Origin of the sequence: uncultured Veillonella sp. (assembly GCF_934230905.1) — a bacterium.
In the GTDB taxonomy this organism is placed as follows: Bacteria; Bacillota; Negativicutes; order Veillonellales; family Veillonellaceae; genus Veillonella.
Genome location: NZ_CAKQFJ010000033.1, coordinates 1 through 20,487 on the forward strand (window position 1 = coordinate 1; position 20,487 = coordinate 20,487).

14 protein-coding genes are annotated in these 20,487 nt (G+C 38.0%); 11 read left to right on the forward strand and 3 right to left on the reverse strand.

The features are described 5' to 3' along the window. Positions 1 to 69: 69 nt before the first annotated feature. Positions 70 to 816 carry a Bax inhibitor-1/YccA family protein gene (locus Q0E20_RS08305; RefSeq protein WP_295998870.1) on the forward strand — a complete coding sequence of 249 codons (747 nt, stop codon included), beginning with the start codon at positions 70 to 72 and terminating at the stop codon, positions 814 to 816. 201 nt (positions 817 to 1,017) lie between these two features. Continuing rightward, on the forward strand, positions 1,018 to 2,334 hold the full coding sequence (locus Q0E20_RS08310) for an MFS transporter (RefSeq protein ID WP_295998873.1): 1,317 nt from the start codon (positions 1,018 to 1,020) through the stop codon (positions 2,332 to 2,334). Positions 2,335 to 2,437: 103 nt separating this feature from the next. Here the strand turns inward: Q0E20_RS08310 and Q0E20_RS08315 are convergent, their stop codons facing one another. Together Q0E20_RS08315 and Q0E20_RS08320 are read right to left on the reverse strand one after the other, a co-directional pair. Beyond that, entirely contained in the window at positions 2,438 to 2,857 is a 420-nt protein-coding gene (locus Q0E20_RS08315; RefSeq protein ID WP_295998876.1) for a hypothetical protein, read from the reverse strand. After that, a complete protein-coding gene (locus tag Q0E20_RS08320) occupies positions 2,857 to 3,780 on the reverse strand; it encodes a LysR family transcriptional regulator (RefSeq protein ID WP_295260058.1) in 924 nt (307 codons plus the stop codon). Before Q0E20_RS08320 ends, Q0E20_RS08315 begins: the two co-directional genes overlap by 1 nt. A gap of 397 nt (positions 3,781 to 4,177) precedes the next feature. Here Q0E20_RS08320 and nifJ point away from each other — a divergent pair, with 397 nt between their 5' ends. The 3 genes from nifJ to Q0E20_RS08335 all read left to right on the forward strand — a co-directional run bounded on the left by nifJ (position 4,178) and on the right by Q0E20_RS08335 (position 10,849). After that, positions 4,178 to 7,717 carry a pyruvate:ferredoxin (flavodoxin) oxidoreductase gene (gene nifJ / locus Q0E20_RS08325; protein ID WP_295260057.1) on the forward strand — a complete coding sequence of 1,180 codons (3,540 nt, stop codon included), beginning with the start codon at positions 4,178 to 4,180 and terminating at the stop codon, positions 7,715 to 7,717. A gap of 175 nt (positions 7,718 to 7,892) precedes the next feature. Further along, positions 7,893 to 9,482: a methyltransferase regulatory domain-containing protein gene (locus Q0E20_RS08330; protein WP_295998881.1), complete on the forward strand. Its 1,590-nt coding sequence runs from the start codon at positions 7,893 to 7,895 to the stop codon at positions 9,480 to 9,482. Positions 9,483 to 9,805: 323 nt separating this feature from the next. Continuing rightward, positions 9,806 to 10,849, forward strand: a complete 1,044-nt coding sequence (locus tag Q0E20_RS08335; protein ID WP_295998884.1) for a YafY family protein — start codon at positions 9,806 to 9,808, stop codon at positions 10,847 to 10,849. A gap of 64 nt (positions 10,850 to 10,913) precedes the next feature. Here the strand turns inward: Q0E20_RS08335 and putP are convergent, their stop codons facing one another. Beyond that, positions 10,914 to 12,401, reverse strand: a complete 1,488-nt coding sequence (gene putP, locus Q0E20_RS08340; RefSeq protein WP_295998885.1) for a sodium/proline symporter PutP — start codon at positions 12,399 to 12,401, stop codon at positions 10,914 to 10,916. A 262-nt stretch (positions 12,402 to 12,663) separates the two neighbouring features. On the opposite strand from putP, the gene recQ reads away from it, so the two are divergent. From recQ to Q0E20_RS08370, 6 genes are all read left to right on the forward strand, one after another. Further along, positions 12,664 to 14,496 (forward strand): DNA helicase RecQ, encoded by a 1,833-nt coding sequence (recQ, locus tag Q0E20_RS08345; RefSeq protein WP_295998888.1) that lies wholly within the window; start codon positions 12,664 to 12,666, stop codon positions 14,494 to 14,496. Positions 14,497 to 14,555: 59 nt separating this feature from the next. Further along, positions 14,556 to 15,347: a thymidylate synthase gene (locus Q0E20_RS08350; protein WP_295998891.1), complete on the forward strand. Its 792-nt coding sequence runs from the start codon at positions 14,556 to 14,558 to the stop codon at positions 15,345 to 15,347. Between the two features lie 9 nt (positions 15,348 to 15,356). Then, entirely contained in the window at positions 15,357 to 15,851 is a 495-nt protein-coding gene (locus Q0E20_RS08355) for a dihydrofolate reductase (RefSeq protein ID WP_295998894.1), read from the forward strand. Beyond that, the gene (locus Q0E20_RS08360) at positions 15,851 to 18,028 is read left to right on the forward strand and encodes a Tex family protein (RefSeq protein ID WP_295998897.1); all 2,178 of its coding nucleotides are present in this window, start codon (positions 15,851 to 15,853) and stop codon (positions 18,026 to 18,028) included. The genes Q0E20_RS08355 and Q0E20_RS08360 overlap by 1 nt, the downstream gene beginning before the upstream one ends. Positions 18,029 to 18,300: 272 nt before the next feature. Further along, positions 18,301 to 19,785: an aldehyde dehydrogenase family protein gene (locus Q0E20_RS08365; protein WP_295998900.1), complete on the forward strand. Its 1,485-nt coding sequence runs from the start codon at positions 18,301 to 18,303 to the stop codon at positions 19,783 to 19,785. A 163-nt stretch (positions 19,786 to 19,948) separates the two neighbouring features. Further along, the gene (locus Q0E20_RS08370) at positions 19,949 to 20,245 is read left to right on the forward strand and encodes a hypothetical protein (RefSeq protein ID WP_295998902.1); all 297 of its coding nucleotides are present in this window, start codon (positions 19,949 to 19,951) and stop codon (positions 20,243 to 20,245) included. Positions 20,246 to 20,487: the final 242 nt, after the last annotated feature.

The following is a 20,487-nucleotide window of genomic DNA, read 5'->3' on the forward strand; positions in this document are numbered from 1 at the left end:
TAAGAATTTTTAGTATAATATAGAGATAGATAACGAAGTATATAATCTATAAATAGCAAGGAGGTTCTTATGAATCCATATATGACACAAACGCCAAATGCTAATGATGTAGCACTGGTAGAAAGTATTGTATCGCAACGGTTAAAGGGGTCCATTTTATGGATGGTTGTTGGTTTGTTGACTACATTAGGGATTGGTGTTGCGACTCTAATGAATCCGTCTTGGGCGCGTTTTGCAGCTAGCAATTTTAATATTTTGTTGATTGTAGAAGTGGCTGTTGTATTTTTATTTAGTATGCGTACGTATAAAGCTAATGTTATGTCTTTATATGCGATGTTCTTTATTTACAGTGCATTGAATGGTGTTACGTTATCTCTTGTATCATATGCGTATGGTATTATGGAGGCTGCGGTACCAGCCTTAATTGGTGCGCTAGCTTTTTTCGTTGCCTTTTCTATCGTAGGTCTTACGACTAAGAAAAATTTGGCTGGCTTAACACCATATTTGGTAGCTGCTGTGTTTGGTATGATTATTGTAAGTCTCGTGTTTATGGCAGCATCGTATTTTTCGATTCCCTATCTTAGCTCTATTAGTTATAGTACGGTGAGCTTGATTCTTGGCTATGTTGGGGTAGTAGTATTCTCCATCTTTACAGCAGTTGATATGAATATGATTAAAAACAGTGTTACACAATTAGCGCTATCTGAAGATGAAACGATTTTAGATCGTATTGAAATTGCTGGTGCGCTTAGTTTATATCTTGATTTTATTAACTTGTTTTTATCCTTGTTACGTATCTTTGGTAACAGACGTTAATATACGAACATTATATGTGAAAGCATCTTATATTCTGTTAGAACTCTCAATAGAGATTTTGTATAACAGATATGAGGTGCTTTTTGTATATTACATATTCTAATTAGTTATCTCTACATTCTATATAATATCATTGACAGAGGACATTTGTTTTCTTAATATATTATGGTAAGTATCATATAGTAAGTAGAAAGGATTCATATGAACTCATCATCTCTACCAGAGTCTCGAAGTGGGGCTATCGATTTTAAGGATTTTACACGGCGGCGTATGTTGCATGTAATCCTACCATTATTTATTGTTTCTATTATAGCCTTTTTAGACCGTGTGAATATCGCTTATGCAGGCTTAACCATGAAGGAAAATTTACCATGGTTAACGCCAGAAATATTTGGTATGGGCGCCGGAATTTTCTTTATTGGTTATGTTTTATTTGAAGTACCAGCTTCACTGTTAGCATCAAGATTCAATGCTATGCACTGGGTGGCACGAATCATGTTTAGTTGGGGGTTTGTTTGTGTTCTCATGACGACGATGACTACGGAATGGGAATTCTTTTTGTATCGATTTCTATTAGGCTTGTGTGAAGCGTCATTATATCCGGTTATATATTCTTTATTAATACCCAATTGGTTTTTACCGAGAGAGCGAGCAAAAGCAATTTCCTTAATGCTTACGTCTATGTTATTCTCTAACATTATTGGTGGCCCATTAGCAGGTGTATTGCTCGATACGACATTTTGGGGATTACATGGATGGCGCACATTGTTTATTGTAGAAGCAATACCAGCCGTTATCTTTGCTTTCATTTTTGCATTCTGGATGAAAGAAAAACCAGAAGAAGCCGCTTGGGTAACTGATGCGGAGAAAGCATATATCAAAGAAGAGCTTGCTAAGGAAGAAGCTGAAAAACAATCCGTAAGGAAATACACTGTTTTGCAAGCCTTGAAAGATCCAAAGGTATTACGTTTGGCATTAATTTACTTCTTGTGGGTTATTGGTTTCTGGGGATTTAGTTTCTGGATGCCTCAAGTTCTTAAAAGCTTATCTGGATGGCCTCCAAGTGTAGTAGCTTGGTCTATTGCTATTCCAATGAGTGCAGCCTTACTCGTACAAGTTTTTTGTGGTTACTCTTCTGAAAAACGTAATGAAAAACGTTGGCATGTAGCAACTACATTATTTGTTGGAACTATAGGTTTTATTGCTACACCACATAGTTCATCACCTGAAATTAGTCTGTTATTCATTTGTTTAACGGCTGTAGGCGTGTATGGTGGTATGGGCGTATGGTGGACAATGCCGACTACATTCCTATCTGGTGCAGCTGCAGCAGGTGCAATGGGGCTCATTAACTCATCTGGTAATATGGGGGGCTGGGTTGGCCCGTATATGCTCGGTTTTATTAATGGACACACAGGTAGCTTTACTATGGGCTATTATGTGATGGGCGTATGTATGTTCTTAGCAGGCCTACTAGTATTAACCCTACCAAAATCCATGGAACACAAGGATGAATAGATAGAGTTTTAATAACAATGCTATTTTGATTAACGTAAAAAGAGCTATATCATTCATATACTCACCTATTGTGAGTTGATATGTTTGATATAGCTCTTTTTGTTTATTTTTTTACATCCGGCACTTTGCCAGGATTCATATCTAGATTGAGGTCTGTAGAGTTTAAGGGGTTAGGGTTTCCATCAGGTGGAACCACCTTAAGCTCAGGATGCAACCATTGTAGCTGTTTAATTTCCCAGTCATGTTTAGCACCATCATTTTGCAATTGACGGATATATTTTTGTAATTCTTCTATTTGATCACTATGTTTGTTTGCCATACCTTCTAAAATATATAGACGTCCGGCTACACTATCCACAGAAGAACCATCGTGATCTTCATCAGAGCGCCATTGTAGTTCAGAAATTTGAATTTGTTGAATGATAATAACAATGATAAGAATAATGATAACCACCCACATAGGTGTTTCTTTAGCTTTCAAAAGGGCTCGCAATTTAGCTGCGAGCCCAGATGGTTTGTTCATTATTTATGGCCCTCCAATTGTAGACCAGGTAATGGTAATTTGGAGTTTACAAAATCTAACCACAAACGAGAAGCATGGGAAAGGTAATGACCTTTTTTCCAGATTACGTATAATGTATGAATAATTTCTGGAACTAAAGGACGTACAACTACTTTAGAGCCAACTTCGGTATTTTCGCCAACTTCAGGACAGAGACGAGATGGTAGTAAGGCGATGGCAAGATCGGCACTTACTGTCTGTAACATAAGATCACGTTGGCTTGTTTCAAATACAATGTGAGGTTGGAACCCTGTGTGTTTACAAGCTTTTATAATTTCGTCATGTAAATTAAAATCGTCTTTATGAAGAACAAAAGATTCATCTGACAGCATATCTAATCTAATTTCTGGTTCCTTAGCAAGTGGACTTGTTTTAGGAACAATGACAGATAAAGGATCAGAAGTAAGGTAGAAGGCTTCAAATTCTTTAGGATTTGGTTTTGTACATATGATACCAATATCAATTAAACCTTCTTGAACACTAATTTCAACTTTTTTTGAACCTTGTTCATATAATTCTAAATCAATTTGCGGATATACTTTTTTAAATTCGCCTAATAACTGTGCAAAAATTGGTGCATCTGTAATAGGTGGAATACCAATTCGGATAGATCCTTGTTCCAAACGAAATTCGTTTTCAAAATCTGTTTTTAAATGTTCAAACATAAACACAACGCGTTTTGCATGTGTTAAAAAGATGGTACCGCCATCAGTGAGTTCTACAGATTTAGCATTACGCATGAAAAGAACCACACCGAGTTCATCTTCTAAGGCTTTAATTGTACGGCTAATCGCGGATTGTGAGATATGTAAATTTCTTGCAGCTTTACTAAAACTCTTTTGATCAGCAACTTCTACAAAGTATTTTAAATGGTGGAAATCCATAACTAACCCCCTAATATATGAAATGATATTACAAGTGTAATTAAAAAGTACGTTTAACAAATGAGAATAATTATTACTAAAACGCAATTAGCTATTACAATAAGTAAAGCATGAATAGCGATATTGGCAAGAAACCAACCGCTGTATGTATTGCTTTGATATAGCTCGCCACGTTATAATGAGTTTATAGGGCTATATCAAGTTATGATATTAGGAATTATGGTTGTGCCCACTACAAAATAGTTTGTACAACATAATGCCATATTTATATATAACATATATATTATTGCATTATTTTCTCATGTACGCAAGTTTGTAATGGTTATTATTCCTAAACATAATGATAGATTAAGCAAGTGTTCTATTTTTGCTAAATGCTTAAGGAGGCAATATTCACATGAGTCGTAAATTTAAAACTATGGACGGCAACCAAGCGGCTGCTCACGTTTCTTATGGTTTTACAGAAGTTGCTGCGATTTATCCAATCACACCATCTTCTCCAATGCCAGAACACATTGATGAATGGGCTGCATCTGGTCGTAAGAACATCTTCGGCAACACTGTTCAAGTTGTAGAAATGCAATCTGAAGCAGGTGCTGCTGCTGCTGTTCACGGTTCCTTGCAAGCTGGTGCATTAACAACAACTTTCACATCTTCCCAAGGTTTGTTATTGATGCTTCCTAACTTATACAAAGTAGCAGGCGAATTACTTCCAGGCGTATTCCAAGTGGCTGCTCGTGCTTTAGCTGCACATGCATTGGCTATCTTTGGTGACCATCAAGACGTAATGGCTGCTCGTGCAGCTGGTTGTGCTATGCTTGCAGAATCCTCCGTACAAGAAGTAATGGACTTGTCTGCAGTAGCTCACTTGACAGCTATTAAAACTCGTGTACCTTTCATCAACTTCTTTGATGGTTTCCGTACATCTCATGAAATTCAAAAAATTCAAATTTGGGATTACGAAGAATTAAAACCATTAGTAGATATGGAAGCAGTTCAAGCATTCCGTAAAAACGCTTTGAATCCAGATGCTCCTGTAACTCGTGGTACAGCAGAAAACCCTGACGTGTACTTCCAACATCGCGAAGCAGCTAATAAATTCTACTTAAACGTTCCTGACGTTGTAGAACACTACATGAACGAAATTAATAAATTAGCTGGTACTAACTACCAATTGTTCAACTATGTAGGTGCTCCTGATGCAACTGACGTTATCGTTACTATGGGTTCCTCCGCACAAGTAGTAGAATCTACAGTAAATTACTTAAATAAATTAGGTCGCAAAGTTGGTTTCATCAACGTTCATTTGTTCCGTCCATTCGCAACAGATCGTTTGTTGAAAGCTCTTCCTCAAACTGTAGAACGTATTGCTGTTCTTGACCGTACAAAAGAACCAGGTGCTTTAGCTGAACCATTGTTCTTAGACGTTCAAGCTGCTGTAGTTGACGGTGGCCGTAACATCAAAGTTATCGCTGGTCGTTATGGTTTGAGCTCCAAAGACGTTATCCCTGCAGACATCGTTGCTGTATTCGATAACTTAGCTGCTGACAATGGCAAGAAATTCTTCACATTGGGTATTAATGATGATGTTACATTCTTATCCTTAGATCGTGCTGAAGGCGTAGACGTTGAAACTCCTGGTTTGACTGAATGTAAATTCTGGGGCTTCGGTTCTGACGGTACTGTAGGTGCGAACAAATCCGCTATCAAAATCATCGGTGACCACACTGATTTGTATGCTCAAGCATACTTCGATTACGACTCCAAAAAATCTGGTGGCGTAACAATGTCTCACCTTCGTTTTGGTACTAACCCAATCAACTTACCTTACTTGATTACTGAACCTCAATTCGTAGCATGTCACCGTCAATCTTACGTACATGAATACGATTTACTTCGCGGTATCAAAAAAGGTGGTACTTTCTTATTGAACTGTACTTGGTCTCCTGAAGAATTGAACGAACATTTACCTGCTAAATTACGTCGTCAAATCGCAGAAAAAGAATTGAACTTCTACATCATTAATGCTGCGAAAATCGCTGCTGAAATCGGTTTGGGCGGTCGTATCAACATGGTAACTCAAGCTGCATTCTTCAAATTGACTGAAATCATCCCTGTAGATGACGCTATTAAATATTTGAAAGAATCCGTAGTTACTTCCTATGGTAAAAAAGGTCAAAACATCGTTGACATGAACAATGCTGCAATTGACCAAGGTGTTGGTGCACTTGTAAAAGTTGACGTTCCAGCTGACTGGAAAAACGCTGTTGATGAAGGCGGTCACAAAGCTAAACCAGGCTGCGAATCCTGCCCATCTTTCGTTCAAAATATTGCACAACCAATCAATGCACAAGCTGGTTATGATCTTCCTGTATCTACATTTGCTGGTTACGAAGATGGTACATTACCTGCTGGTACTGCTAAATTTGAAAAACGTGGTCCTGCATTGTTCGTTCCAAAATGGATGCCAGAAAACTGTATCCAATGTAACCAATGTTCTTTCGTATGTCCACATGCTACAATTCGTCCAATCTTGGCAACTGAAGCAGAAGTGGCTGCAGCTCCAGAACATTTTGATACAATCCCTGCATTGGGCGCTAAAGACCTTCAATTCCGTATCGCAGTATCCCCATTAGATTGCTTGGGTTGCGGTAACTGTGTTGATATCTGTCCAGCTCCTAAGGGCAAAGCTATCGTAATGACTTCTATCGATTCCGAAATCGAACAAGCTGAAGCTTGGAACTACGCTGTTAACCTTCCTGTAAAAGAAAACCCTATGAAGAAGGAAACTGTTAAAGGTTCCCAATTTGAACAACCATTGTTCGAATTCTCCGGTGCTTGTGCAGGTTGTGGTGAAACTCCATACGCTAAATTGTTAACTCAATTGTTCGGCGATCGTATGATGATTGCAAATGCTACTGGTTGTTCCTCCATTTGGGGTGCTTCCATGCCAGCTTCTCCATACACAACTAACCAACAAGGTCAAGGTCCTTCCTGGGCAAACTCCTTGTTCGAAGATAATGCTGAATACGGCTATGGTATGTACATCGGCGTTAAGAAAATCCGTGAACAATTGCTTGAAGTAGCTAAGAAAGCTGTTGAAACAGCATCTGGCGAATTGAAAGAAGCATTGGAACAATGGATTGAATTCGCTAACCTTGGCGCAGCTACTCGTCAACGTTCCGCACGTTTGGTAGCAGCAATCGAAGCTGAAGGTGCTACAACTCCAGAATTGAAAGAAATTCTTGATAAAAAACAATTCTTAATCAAACGTTCTCACTGGATCTTCGGTGGTGACGGTTGGGCATACGATATCGGTTTCGGTGGTGTTGACCATGTATTAGCTTCTGGCGAAGACATCAACATCTGGGTATTCGATACTGAAGTATACTCCAACACTGGTGGTCAATCTTCCAAATCTACTCATGAAGCTGCTGTAGCTCAATTCGCAGCATCTGGTAAACGTACTAAGAAGAAAGACCTTGGCATGATGGCTATGTCTTATGGTTATGTATACGTAGCACAAGTAGCTATGGGTGCAGATAAAAACCAATTGATGAAAGCTGTTACAGAAGCTGAAGCTTATCCAGGTCCTTCCTTAATCATCGCTTACAGCCCATGTATCAACCATGGTATCAAAGCTGGTATGGGTAAAGCTCAAGAAGAACAACGCAAAGCAGTTGCTTGTGGTTACTGGGATCTTTACAGATACAACCCTCAACTTAAAGCTGAAGGTAAAAACCCATTCTCCTTGGATTCCAAAGAAGGCAACTACGACGAATTCCAAAACTTCCTTAAAGGTGAAGTTCGTTATGCTTCCTTGGCGAAAGCTGCTCCTGACGCTGCAGAAGAATTATTCGCTAAATGTGAAGAAGACGCTAAAGAACGTCGCTTAAGCTATGTTCGCTTACAAAAAGGTTTCGAAGAAGTTAAATAATTAATTTCTCTAAACTGCATATACAAGAGGCATCCTCATTGAGGATGCCTCTTTTGCATCTATCATCCTTATGAATAGGTGTATAGTACACATGATTTTGGTATAATAGATAGTATATATGTGTATTATTCATGTATTGTTTATACAATATGTGTTTTTAATGATAGAGGATATTATGACTACGAATACAAATGACGTACAACAAACCATTTATAGTGAATTAGGCTATAAATCCATGCCATTCCCATATACCACACCAGCTACTCTTGAAGCGTATGCGGCTCTTGTGGGGATTACAGCGCCAAACCCTAATACTGCACGAGTATTAGAGCTTGGTGCAACCTATGGTGGAAATATTATTTCCCAAGCATTATTTAATCCAGATGCAATGTTTGTAGGTGTTGAGCTTTCACAAGAACAAGTAGAAAAGGGAAATGAAGTGATTGCTAATGCAGGGCTAACAAATGTTTCCTTAGTTCAATCTGATATAGCATCTATTGGTAGTGAGATTGGTACTTTTGATTACATTATTGCCCATGGCGTATATTCTTGGGTCGATGACGATGTTAAAGAGGCGTTGTTGCGCCTTATCGATGAACATTTAGCAGAGGATGGTATTGCCTATGTGTCGTATAACACATATCCTGGTTGGCATACGATGGAAGAAGTACGTCAGTTAATGATGTTTAGTAACCGTGATAAAGAACAGTTTAACCATAAAGAAAAGGTACTTCATGGTAAAACAATAGGGAGTATTCTAGGTAGTCAAATTTTAAAATATGACAATCTAAAAGAACGAAATAGTAAATTCCTAGGTGCTCTTCGTTCTGTTATGCAAAAAGATGAATACTATGTTGGTCACGATCATTTAGAGCCTAATAATGATCCTGTATATTTCTATCAATTTAATGATCATTTGGCAGCGCACAATTTAGCCTATTTATGTGATGCTGACTTAACGCTATCTATGGTGCGTAGTTTTGATGCTGATATTGCAGATACCTTAGATAAATTAGCACCTAATGACCATGTGGGTCAGGAACAGTATTTAGATTTTATGTTAGATACAACCTTTAGAAAATCAATTATTTGTAAGTCTGACCATGCTAAACACATAACATATGATATGGGGAATCCTGAGTTAGTGAACACTGTACCTATGCGTACTATTATTAATAGCTTCACATATACTATTCTTTTTGATGAAGAAGCATTGTCCATGTTTAAAAATGATATCGTGCGTGATACATTCCAATCCATTATTAAAGATGGTGGTCAGTTTAATATGATTGAGGCTTTAGCAATTGTAAAAGCTGCCAATGATGCTGCTAATTGTGATGATAACAGCTTAGAAAGCGCTGTTAATGCCTTATATGTAGCTATGGCAGAACATATTGTCCGTGGTGGACTACGGTTCCTGAAACACCCACATGTAAAAGCTTATTATATGGAGGGTAAATCTTTTGTGCCTGCTAGATTTACCAAGTTTGTAAAAGCTTTAGTTGAGTCTGGATCTGATATTATGTTTGGTGCTACTTCAGAAAATGAAGCCGTAGAAAATGTATCGGATGAAGATTTAATGTTTATGGAAATCCTTAATAAACCGAAGGCTAAATCTACTATTGTGAATACTATTAAGAAGCATATGTTTGGCGGTATACAAGCCGGGCAGGCTAAGAATCAAACTGCTATGGCAGAAGCATTTTATTCTGAATTGACTAAACGGATGGAAACATTAGGCTATTTAGAAAACAAAATAAACTAGGGGGGCATACATATTATATTACTAGTGTTTATTTTATAATATGTGTAGATATTATATTGGTAAAGACTAATTCTTTGTATTTGGAATTAGTCTTTATTTTTATGTTTAAATTTTTCTATTTATTTTATAAATATTACATTTAATTATGATAAGTTGCTAAAAAGATATAGAAAATTATGCAAAAATATGAAAAATACATGAAGTAAACATGACTTTTGTGATATACTTTATATGAGTGATTTTGTGTACATGTAATAATATGGTTATAGTAGGCCATATTTTGTTGTTAGTTAGTATAAGTATATTGTAAAAGGAGCTATTCCATGGCATCTAAAAAGGCAGTACTAGTATATATACTAGAAATCCTACGAGATGAAACTGATGCAAGTCATACATTATCTCAGGAGGAAATACGTAGTATCTTAGCCAAGAAATATGAATTGACGGTAGATCGTAAAACGTTAGGTCGTCATTTAAATGATTTATATGAATCTGGTCATTTTAATATTGAATGTGAAGAATCTGCATTGGGAACTGATGGATCGATTCGTCGTACTAATTTTTATATGATTCACACATTTGAAGAGTCGGAACTACATTTATTGATAGATGGCTTATTGGCATCTCGTCATATTAGTGTCAATCAACGACGAGATTTGATTGATAAGGTATCTTCGTTAGGTAGTCGTTATTTTAAATCTCATGGAAAGCAAATTAATAGCACGTCTGATTCTCTTGTGAGAAGTCAGGACCTATTCCTAAATATTGATCTCATTGAAAAAGCGGTAACGGAAGGGAGAAAGATTTCGTTAGTTTATTATCAGCCTAATACAGATAAAAAATTACATCCTAATCTTGATTATGCTGGTAATGAACGAAATTATATTTTTAATCCATACCAATTAGTTTCTAGTCGAGGATTCTACTATTTGGTAGGAAATCACGATAACCACGATGATATGTCTACACTTCGTGTGGATCGAATTGGCAATATTAAGCTATTAGATATTCGTCGTAAACCATTGCGGGACATCCAAGGCTATCACAATCAAAATACCTTTGATGTACAACAATATATGAATGAACATATCTATATGTTTGGTGGCGAATCAGTAACGGTAGTATTTGAAGCTAAGCGCAGTATTGTTAACCAAATTCTTGATTGGTTTGATGGAAATGTAAAATTTATAAACGAGACACCTCAAAAAGTGGAGTGCCGCGTCCATGTCAATCGGGAAGCCTTCAAATATTGGGCACTACAATATATGCAAAGTGTGAAAGTATTATCACCAGCATCATTGGTATTTGAGGTGCGTGAAGCTATTCGAGACGGATTAGCGCAATATGTACAAAAAGAGGACCAGTAAATATAACAGCCACCTATTACTAAAAAGGAGCTATTGAGAAATCAATAGCTCCTTTTGTATGTTCTTAGAGAATATGCAATTTTTCTGCTTCTTTATAATCTTTTAATACTGGTCTTGGTGGTAATTTGTCTAAAATGCTGACAAGGTAAATTGCAATGGATGAGAATAAAAATCCTGGTACAATTTCATAAAGTCCAAAGAATGCAAATTGTTTCCAAATTAGGACTGTAAGACCACCTACAACGATGCCTGCAATACAACCACGGCGCGTCATGCGTTTCCAGAAAAGCGAAAAGACGATGGCTGGACCAAACGCGGCACCGAAACCAGCCCAAGCGTAGGCAACCATTGTAAGGATAAGGCTGTCTGGGTTTAATGCTAAGAAAATTGATACAGCAGCAACTAATAAGACAACAATACGGCTTACAAGAACGAGTTCTTTATCAGATGCTGTTTTGTGAATAATGTTAGCATAAAAATCATTGGCAATAGCAGAGGCTGTTACTAATAATTGTGCTGATGCAGTACTCATAATAGCTGCAAGAACGGCAGACCAGATGAGGCCAGCCATAAATGGTGTAAATAGGCGCTCTGTCATAACGAGGAATATTGTTTCTGCATCTGTGCCTACTAATTTTTCAGGAAGCATATATACATGACCTATAAGGCCTACGAAAATGGCTGCCAATAAAGAAAGGATAACCCACACCATAGCAATATTTGTGGATTTTTTTAGTTCCTTCGCATCGGAAATCGCCATGAAGCGAACTAGGATATGTGGTTGACCGAAATAGCCAAGCCCCCAACCAAGGGAAGATATGATGCCGATAACAAGAGCAAACATATCACTCGTATCACCCCAGAGGTTTAATCCTTGAGGAAATTCACTATGAATGAGTTGCATCGTCTCAATGGGTCCACCTAAGTACATAGCTGCTGTAATAGGCACAGCTAAGATGGCGAAGAACATCAACGCCCCTTGAATGCAGTCCGTCCATGATACGGCGAGGAACCCACCGAGAAATGTGTAAAATACTACAATGCCTGCCGTAATAAAGAGGGATACTGTATAGTCCAAACCGAAGATGGTATTAAATAATTTGCCTCCTGCCACAAATCCAGAGGATGTGTAGATAAGGAAGAAAATTAAGATGAACAATGCGGAGATAACAGCTACCGAATGGGATTGATCATGGAATCGATTTTTCAAATAATCTGGCAACGTCAAGCTATCGCTAGCTACCTCCGTATGGTTACGCAATCTACGGGATACGAACCGCCAGTTGGCCCAAGTGCCTAAGGTAAGTCCTACGGCAATCCATACACCGGAAATACCTGTCGTATAGGCAAGACCTGGCACGCCCATGAGCATCCAACCACTCATGTCCGATGCTTCTGCACTGAGTGCTGTAATCCACGGACCTAGCTGTCTACCGCCTAATATATAGTCCCCAATACTGTTTGATTTGCGATAGTAATAGACACCGATATACATCATCAGTCCTAAATACAAGGCAAAGGCGATTATAATCATTATGTTGTTTTGTGTCATGCCTATATAAAACCTCCTTAGGGTTGTATCATCAAGTTAAAAATATATACTTATTATTGTATCATACATTACCATTCTATAGGATATGTAAATCATATAATTTGTTGGTAAATAGTAATGATTGCGTAAAAACTACCAACTAGTATTTCATGAAAATAACTCAAAAAATTTTTCAAAAAATGATACAATAAATACGATATTCTGTTTTGTGTCTGTTTATAAACATTATTAGACGTGTACATATATGAAAGGAGGTATACCGATGGAGGCTATTAATTCCCGTGAACGTGCTTTACAATTATTGCAAACCTACTTTGGGTATACATCCTTTCGACCTGCACAGGAAGCACCTGTGGAGTCTTTGTTGAAAAATGAGGATGTAGTGGCTATCATGCCTACAGGAGCAGGCAAATCGATATGTTTTCAAATTCCTGCTCTTTGTAAATCAGGTCTTACCGTCGTGTTTTCTCCTCTAATATCTTTGATGAAAGACCAAGTTGATAGTTTAGTGGACCAAAATATACCGGCTGCCTTAATCAATAGTACATTAACACAAACAGAATTTAATAAAACTATGTACGATGTACGTAGTGGGACCATTAAATTGTTATACATTGCACCAGAACGATTAGGTTCTAATTTTTTCTGCAATGTGTTACGATCTATGCCTATCTCTCAAGTCATTGTTGATGAGGCGCACTGTATTTCACAGTGGGGCCATGATTTTAGGCCTTCCTATCGATTGATAGGTGATTGGTTAGCTAGTTTGCCTAAACGTCCCGTAGTGGGGGCTTTCACAGCGACGGCTACGAAGGCCGTAGAGAATGATATAAAAAAATTATTAGGTTTAGATCATGCAAATGTGTATGTTACAGGATTTGATAGGCCGAATTTATCGTTTTCCGTAGTGCGTACACCAAAACGCATGGATTATGTAGTCGATTATGTACGGCGCCATAGCCATGAGAATGGCATCGTTTATTGTTCTACACGAAAGGATGTAGAACGAGTCTATGATAACTTGACGAGGGCAGGAATTCAGACTGGATATTATCATGCCGGTTTATCCGATGAAATGCGGAAAGATATGCAAAATAAATACGCCTTTGATCAATTACAAGTCATGGTAGCCACTAATGCATTTGGCATGGGTATTGATAAGAGCAATGTTCGTTATGTATTACATTACCAAATGCCGCGTAATATGGAGTCTTACTATCAAGAGGCGGGACGTGCGGGACGTGATGGTGCACCAGCAGAATGCATTTTACTCTACAGTGGGCAAGATGTGCGCGTTCATAAGTATTTAATTGAACAGGGTCATTTAGAACCGCAGCGTGAGCAAGTGGAACTAAGAAAGCTACAATCTATGATTGATTACTGTTTCTGTAGTACTTGCCTAAGAAAATATATGCTCGCTTATTTTGGTGAAATCGTTCCATGGCTTGAATGTAATAACTGTAGCTCTTGTAATACGAAAGGTGAACGTGTTAATGTTACGAAAGAGGCAAAAGCCGTATTCCGTGCCATTATTGCCACAGAGGAGCGGTATGGTGCCTCTATGATTTCGTCCATCGTACGCGGAGAACGAACGGATCGCATTACGCGGGCAGGTCTTGATACATTATCTGTATTTGGTTATTTATCAGATATAGGGGATAAGGAGATTAAGGGCCTTATACAACAATTTGTGGCCTCTGGATACTTGCGAAGTTCTATGGGAAAATACCCGGTCCTATCCGTCACCGCCGGTGCAGAAGAGGTTCTAGCAGGGCATAAAGAGGTAGAAGAAATTAGGCAAGAGGTCATCGTACCATCTCGTAAAACGAAAAAATCAGCCTCTATTTCTCGCTCCGAAGTACCCCGTTCTGGTTCTGGTGGGCTATTTGAATATTTACGGCAACACCGTAAACAATTGGCATCGCAGTTAGGGGTGCCACCATATATTATATTCCCTGACACGGTGCTTATCGATTTAGCCAATATACGGCCAAAAACATTAGGGGAGTTTGGCAATATAAAGGGCGTAGGGGAAGCAAAATTGAAGAAATATGGACTTTCATTTTTAGAGGCCATTTCACAATATAAGGGGTAACAAATTGGCGTTTCTATAACGCTATACTGAGTGATTTCTAATATGATTAGGGGGAAACAATGAGCTTAGCAGATACACAATATCTTAATATTATTGAAAATATATTAGATCATGGTATATATGGTCAAAATAGAACAGGTATAGCTACATATAAATTGCCACAACAAATCATGCAGTTTGATTTACAAGAGGAATTTCCCATTCTAACTACAAAATTTGTGGCTTTCAAAACGGCTGTGAAAGAATTGTTATGGATTTGGCAAATGCAGTCCAATGATGTGCGTAAATTACAAGATATGAATGTTCATGTGTGGGATGAGTGGATGCGCGAGGATGGGACCATTGGTAAGGCCTATGGTTATCAAATTGCTAAATACAAACAATTGGATAATCTCATCAAAACTATAAAAGAAGATCCAGATAGTCGCCGCATGATTGTTACCTTGTGGAATATTGAGGATTTGCCAGATATGGCATTACAACCTTGTGCGTATGAAACATTGTGGGATGTAGGCAATGGCTATTTAAACTGCATGCTCATCCAACGTAGTGGTGATATGGGGCTTGGTGTTCCATTTAATACGGCTCAATATGCAGCACTCTTATGTATGATTGCCCAAGTGACTGGTTTGAAGCCTGGTAAGTTTACTCATGTCATTAATAATGCACATATTTACGAAAATCATGTGGATGCATTGCGCGAGCAATTATCTCGTCGAGATCAAGCGTTGTGTGCGCCAAAAATTTGTGTAAATTCAGACATCACTGATTTTTATGAATTCTCACCGGATGATATCGTGTTAGAAGGGTATGAACATTTAGGTAAATTGGCTATGACCGTAGCCGTATAGGGGGATACTATGTTAGCACTTATCGTAGCGGTAGCTCATCATCGCGTTATTGGCAAGGATAATTCTTTGATTTGGCATTTACCAAATGATTTGAAATTTTTTAAGGAAAAAACGACAGGCCACGTTATTATCATGGGGCGTAAGACCTTTGAAAGCTTGCCCTTTTTATTGCCTAATCGGGAACATTGGGTGATTACAAAAAATAAAGGCTTTAATGCACCGGAAGGGGTACGTGTATTTTCTTCACCAGAGGCTGTTGTAAAGGCTGCTAAAGAGATTGATATAGCCTATGTTATTGGTGGTGCACAAATCTACGAAGCCTTTTTACCTTATGTAGATGTAATGCATATTACGGAGGTTGACCATGAATTTGAAGGGGATGCTCATTTCCCTGCATTTGACGCATCAGCTTTCACAATTACCTCTGTTGTAGAGGGTACGGTAGATGATAAAAATAAATATCCTCATCGATTTGTAACATATGAAAGAAAAGGACACAACTAATGGAATCAATGTTTGCCATTATTGCAAAGGAATTGGGTGTTAAGCCCGGTCAAGTAGAATCAGCAGTTACTCTCTTAGACGAAGGTAATACGGTGCCATTCATCGCTCGTTACAGAAAAGAAGTAACAGGTGAATTACAAGATGAACAACTGCGAACTATCGAAGAACGCATTAAATATTTGCGCAATTTAGAAGCACGGCGCCAAGAAATCATTAATGCCATTACGGAACAAGAAAAGATGACTGATGAATTGATGGCATCCTTGATGAAAGCCGTAAAATTACAAGAATTAGAAGATTTGTATTTACCATATCGACCTAAGAAACGGACACGGGCCATGATTGCCCGTGAACGAGGACTAGAGCCTTTAGCAGATATGATTTTGAATGATATGGTCACATCTGATAATCCTCTAGATATCGCAAAGGAATATGTTTCTGAAGAGGTGCCTACACCGGAGGACGCTATTCAAGGTGCGTCGGACATCGTTGCAGAAATTGTCAGCGATAGTGCCGATTTCCGCGCTGCTCTTCGTAAGTGTATGTGGAAAGAAGGTTTCATTCAAGCCGAGCTCGTTGAAGATAATGAGCACAAGGACCAATTCCTTCAATATAATGAGTATGCCGAACCGGTTCGTCAAATGCCGTCCCATCGTATCTTGGCTGTTAATCGAGGCGAAAAATTAGGTGCTCTTAAATTGGCCCTGACCGTACCCGATGAATCCTATATTCAATACATGGTGCGTGGTATTACTAAAAATGAACAATCCATTTTTAGTGATGTGAAAGCTAGCGCCGTAGCAGATGCGTATAAACGATTGATGTTCCCTGCTCTTGAACGGGATATTCGCAATGAATTAACCGAATCTGCAGATGAGCAAGCCATTAAGGTATTTGGTGTAAATCTTAAAAATTTATTGTTACAACCGCCATTGGCCGGTCATGTTATTATGGGCCTTGACCCAGGATATCGTACAGGTTGTAAGATGGCTATTATCGATGCACAAGGCAATGTACTTGATTATGGTGCTTATTATTTAACGAATAGTGAAAAGCTAAAACAAGAAGCACAAAAGAAATTAGCTGAAAAGATTCGCAAATTTAGTGTTACCTTATTGTCCATCGGTAATGGTACTGCCTCGTATGAAACGGAACAATTTGCGTCTAAGATGATTGAAGAAGAAAAACTAGATTGTCACTACATCATTACTAATGAAGCGGGTGCATCTGTATATTCTGCATCAAAATTGGCCATTGATGAATTGCCAGATTTAGACGTAACGATTCGCGGTGCTGTATCTATTGCTCGTCGTGTACAAGATCCATTAGCGGAGTCCGTTAAAATCGACCCTAAATCTATTGGTGTTGGTCAATACCAACATGATGTTAACCAAAAACAATTAACTCATACATTGGATCAAGTTGTTGAATCTGTAGTTAACCATGTTGGGGTAGAGCTTAATACCGCATCACCAGCCATTTTGCAACATATTGCAGGGATTTCCAGTACAGTAGCAAAGAATATTGTGACCTTCCGCCAAGAAAATGGGGGCTTTACGAGCCGTAAACAATTGTTAAAGGTACCTCGTTTAGGTCCTGCAGCGTTTACGCAATGCGCGGGATTCTTACGCTTAAATGGGGCTAAAAATTCATTGGATAATACATCTGTTCACCCTGAGTCTTATGAATTAGCGGAACGCATCATTGGCGAACTAGGCTTTACATTGAAAGATTTGCAAGATAAATCTCAATTAGAAGCTTTACAAGTGAAGTTGCCATTGGTTGATGTAGATAAGATGGCTCATAAGCTTGATGCGGGTGTTCCTACTGTGCGAGATATCATCTCTGCTCTTGCTAAACCCGGCCGTGATCCACGTGAGGATTTACCAGCACCACTTACGCGTAAGCATGTGGTTAGCCTTGAGGATATTAAAGTTGGTACAGTTGTTAAAGGTACGGTGCATAATGTAGTAGACTTTGGTGCCTTTATTGATTTTGGTTTAAAAACGAATGGTTTATTACATCGTAGCGAACTATGCACGGCGAAACAACATCCTTCTGATGTACTTGCTGTAGGCGATATTATTGAAGCCGAGATCATCTCTGTAGATGTAAAGCGAAATCGTATCGGATTATCCGTCAAGTCATTGAGAAATAAAGACAAGAAAAAGGCTTAATTTTGTTAGGATAATTCGTAAAAAATTATACATGTCAAAAATAGGCATGATTGTATGGAGTCCTTTAGATAATAAAGGGCTCCTTTTTTATATGTACTTTTATCACAAAAAGTGATAAGTATATTGATTTTGATATAGAATAAAACTATTGAGAATATAAAAAAATCGCTATATCGAAAATTATAAAATAGATTGAAATACTTAGATATTGGGTGTATGATGAATCCATAGAAAACAATTAATAGTCGTTATCCATCAAAGGAGGAAGTACTATGAGTTTACATATTAGAGAAAGATATGGTCTTTTAATCAATAATGAATGGGTACCTGCATCTGATGGTGCTGAATTTAATGTATATAACCCTGCTAATGGCGAGCAACTTGCTGTTTGTGCAGAAGCTACGCAGGCGGATGTTGATAAAGCTGTAGCAGCTGCAACAGAGGCTTTTAAAACGTGGAAAACTGTTTCTCAAGTCGATCGTGCAGATTATTTATTAAAAATTGCAGATGCCATTGATGCTCACAAAGAACATTTGGCAACTGTTGAAACATACGATAATGGTAAGCCTATCCGTGAAACACTGAATGTAGATATTCCGTATGGTGCGGATCATTTCCGTTACTTTGCTGGTGTGCTTCGCGCAGAAGAAGGTTCTGCACAAGTATTTGATGAAAATACATTGAGCCTTATTATCCGTGAACCAATTGGTGTGGTTGGTCAAGTAGTACCATGGAATTTCCCATTCTTAATGGCTGCTTGGAAATTGGCACCAGCTCTGGCAGCAGGTTGTACAGTTGTTATCAAACCGTCTAGTCATACATCTCTTAGTCTCTTAGAACTAGGCAGCATTTTGCAAGACATCTTACCTCCAGGTGTTGTAAACATTGTAACGGGTAAAGGTTCTAAATCTGGCCAATATATCCTTGATCATCCTGGATTTAGTAAACTTGCCTTCACAGGATCTACAGAAGTAGGCCTAGATGTATATAAAGCGGCATCTGAACGCTTGATTCCTGCTACATTGGAATTAGGTGGTAAATCAGCAAATATTTTCTTTGAAGATGCAAACTGGAAACAAGCTCTTGATGGTGCATTGCTCGGTATTCTTTTCAACCAAGGTCAAGTGTGCTGCGCTGGTTCCCGTATCTTTGTACAAGATACAATTTACGATAAATTTGTAGCTGAATTATCTGCATTATTTGATAAGGTGAAAGTAGGCCTTCCTTGGGATGAATCTACACAATTAGGTTCTTTAATTTACGAAGCGCAAGTTAAGAAAGTGCTTAGCTATATAGAACTTGCTAAAGAAGAAGGTGCTCGCGTTGTAGCTGGTGGCGAACGCATTACCGATGGTGAATTTGGTAAAGGCTGTTTCGTAAGACCGACACTCATCGTGGATGCTACTAATGATATGCGTGTAGCTCGCGAAGAAATCTTTGGTCCAGTAGCTGTTGTCATCAAATTCCATAGTGAAGACGAAGTAATCGAACAAGCTAATGATAGCTTATACGGTCTTGGTGGTGGCGTATTTACACAAAACCTTAACCGCGCTATTCGTGTAGCTCGAGCCATCGAAACAGGGCGTATGTGGGTTAATACATATAACTCCATCCCAGCAGGCGCGCCATTTGGTGGATACAAACAATCTGGTATAGGCCGTGAAACACACAAGGTTATTCTTGAACACTACACGCAAATGAAAAATATCATTATTAACTTGAGTGATAAACCATCTGGGTTCTACGACTTAGATTAATAATTTAATAGCTTCTCCTTTTACGTATATTTGATACGAAGGCACCTCAAAAGAGGTGCCTTTTTTGCGTCTAATTTGAGGGTAGTCTCTTACATATGGACGTATATCGTATGTTATAATTAAGAATAATTAAGAGAGTACTGTAAAAGAGACTGGAGAGACAATGAGTAAATTAGATATATTAGGCATAGAATTTATTGTTGTATCTATAGCAATGAGTATAATGCTTTATAAGGTTGAACTTAGTAAGCGTATTATTGATGAAGAGTATGAATACATAAAAAAACATAGAGTTTTTGGTCGTTTAACTAAGTATTTAACTATAGGTCTTTTCACCATTTGTACAGGATTTTTCCAAAAGAAAAATAGTGTATATTTTAAACGGGGACTTATGGGGATATTATCGATATTGATATTTATTGCTGTATATATGTATGCGTTTCGTGATGTATTTTTTTAGTAGTAACTCTAAGATAGAAAACTATTAGTTATTATCAATATAAGTATTTTTTTTAGAGGACTATCATGAATTCAAAGCGAGTATTTAAATGGATTGCTTGTATTGTTGCTGCTATGATATTAATTTACATTACTATACTGGTAGTCATAATATTTTTGTTTGCTGGAGGATAAAAATGATGGAACTTCAAAAAAGAATTGATATATTAGATTTATGGGATGAAATGCCATATTCATTAGATA

What these genes read in the sequence shown, in the direction of transcription:
- Q0E20_RS08365 (WP_295998900.1), top strand. Translation starts at nt 18,301, where the DNA reads ATGAGTTTACATATTAGAGAAAGATATGGTCTTTTAATCAATAATGAA.
- Q0E20_RS08360 (WP_295998897.1), top strand. Translation starts at nt 15,851, where the DNA reads ATGGAATCAATGTTTGCCATTATTGCAAAGGAATTGGGTGTTAAGCCC.
- putP (WP_295998885.1), bottom strand. Translation starts at nt 12,401, where the DNA reads ATGACACAAAACAACATAATGATTATAATCGCCTTTGCCTTGTATTTA.
- Q0E20_RS08320 (WP_295260058.1), bottom strand. Translation starts at nt 3,780, where the DNA reads ATGGATTTCCACCATTTAAAATACTTTGTAGAAGTTGCTGATCAAAAG.
- Q0E20_RS08315 (WP_295998876.1), bottom strand. Translation starts at nt 2,857, where the DNA reads ATGAACAAACCATCTGGGCTCGCAGCTAAATTGCGAGCCCTTTTGAAA.
- Q0E20_RS08330 (WP_295998881.1), top strand. Translation starts at nt 7,893, where the DNA reads ATGACTACGAATACAAATGACGTACAACAAACCATTTATAGTGAATTA.
- Q0E20_RS08350 (WP_295998891.1), top strand. Translation starts at nt 14,556, where the DNA reads ATGAGCTTAGCAGATACACAATATCTTAATATTATTGAAAATATATTA.
- recQ (WP_295998888.1), top strand. Translation starts at nt 12,664, where the DNA reads ATGGAGGCTATTAATTCCCGTGAACGTGCTTTACAATTATTGCAAACC.
- Q0E20_RS08370 (WP_295998902.1), top strand. Translation starts at nt 19,949, where the DNA reads ATGAGTAAATTAGATATATTAGGCATAGAATTTATTGTTGTATCTATA.
- Q0E20_RS08305 (WP_295998870.1), top strand. Translation starts at nt 70, where the DNA reads ATGAATCCATATATGACACAAACGCCAAATGCTAATGATGTAGCACTG.
- Q0E20_RS08355 (WP_295998894.1), top strand. Translation starts at nt 15,357, where the DNA reads ATGTTAGCACTTATCGTAGCGGTAGCTCATCATCGCGTTATTGGCAAG.
- Q0E20_RS08310 (WP_295998873.1), top strand. Translation starts at nt 1,018, where the DNA reads ATGAACTCATCATCTCTACCAGAGTCTCGAAGTGGGGCTATCGATTTT.
- nifJ (WP_295260057.1), top strand. Translation starts at nt 4,178, where the DNA reads ATGAGTCGTAAATTTAAAACTATGGACGGCAACCAAGCGGCTGCTCAC.
- Q0E20_RS08335 (WP_295998884.1), top strand. Translation starts at nt 9,806, where the DNA reads ATGGCATCTAAAAAGGCAGTACTAGTATATATACTAGAAATCCTACGA.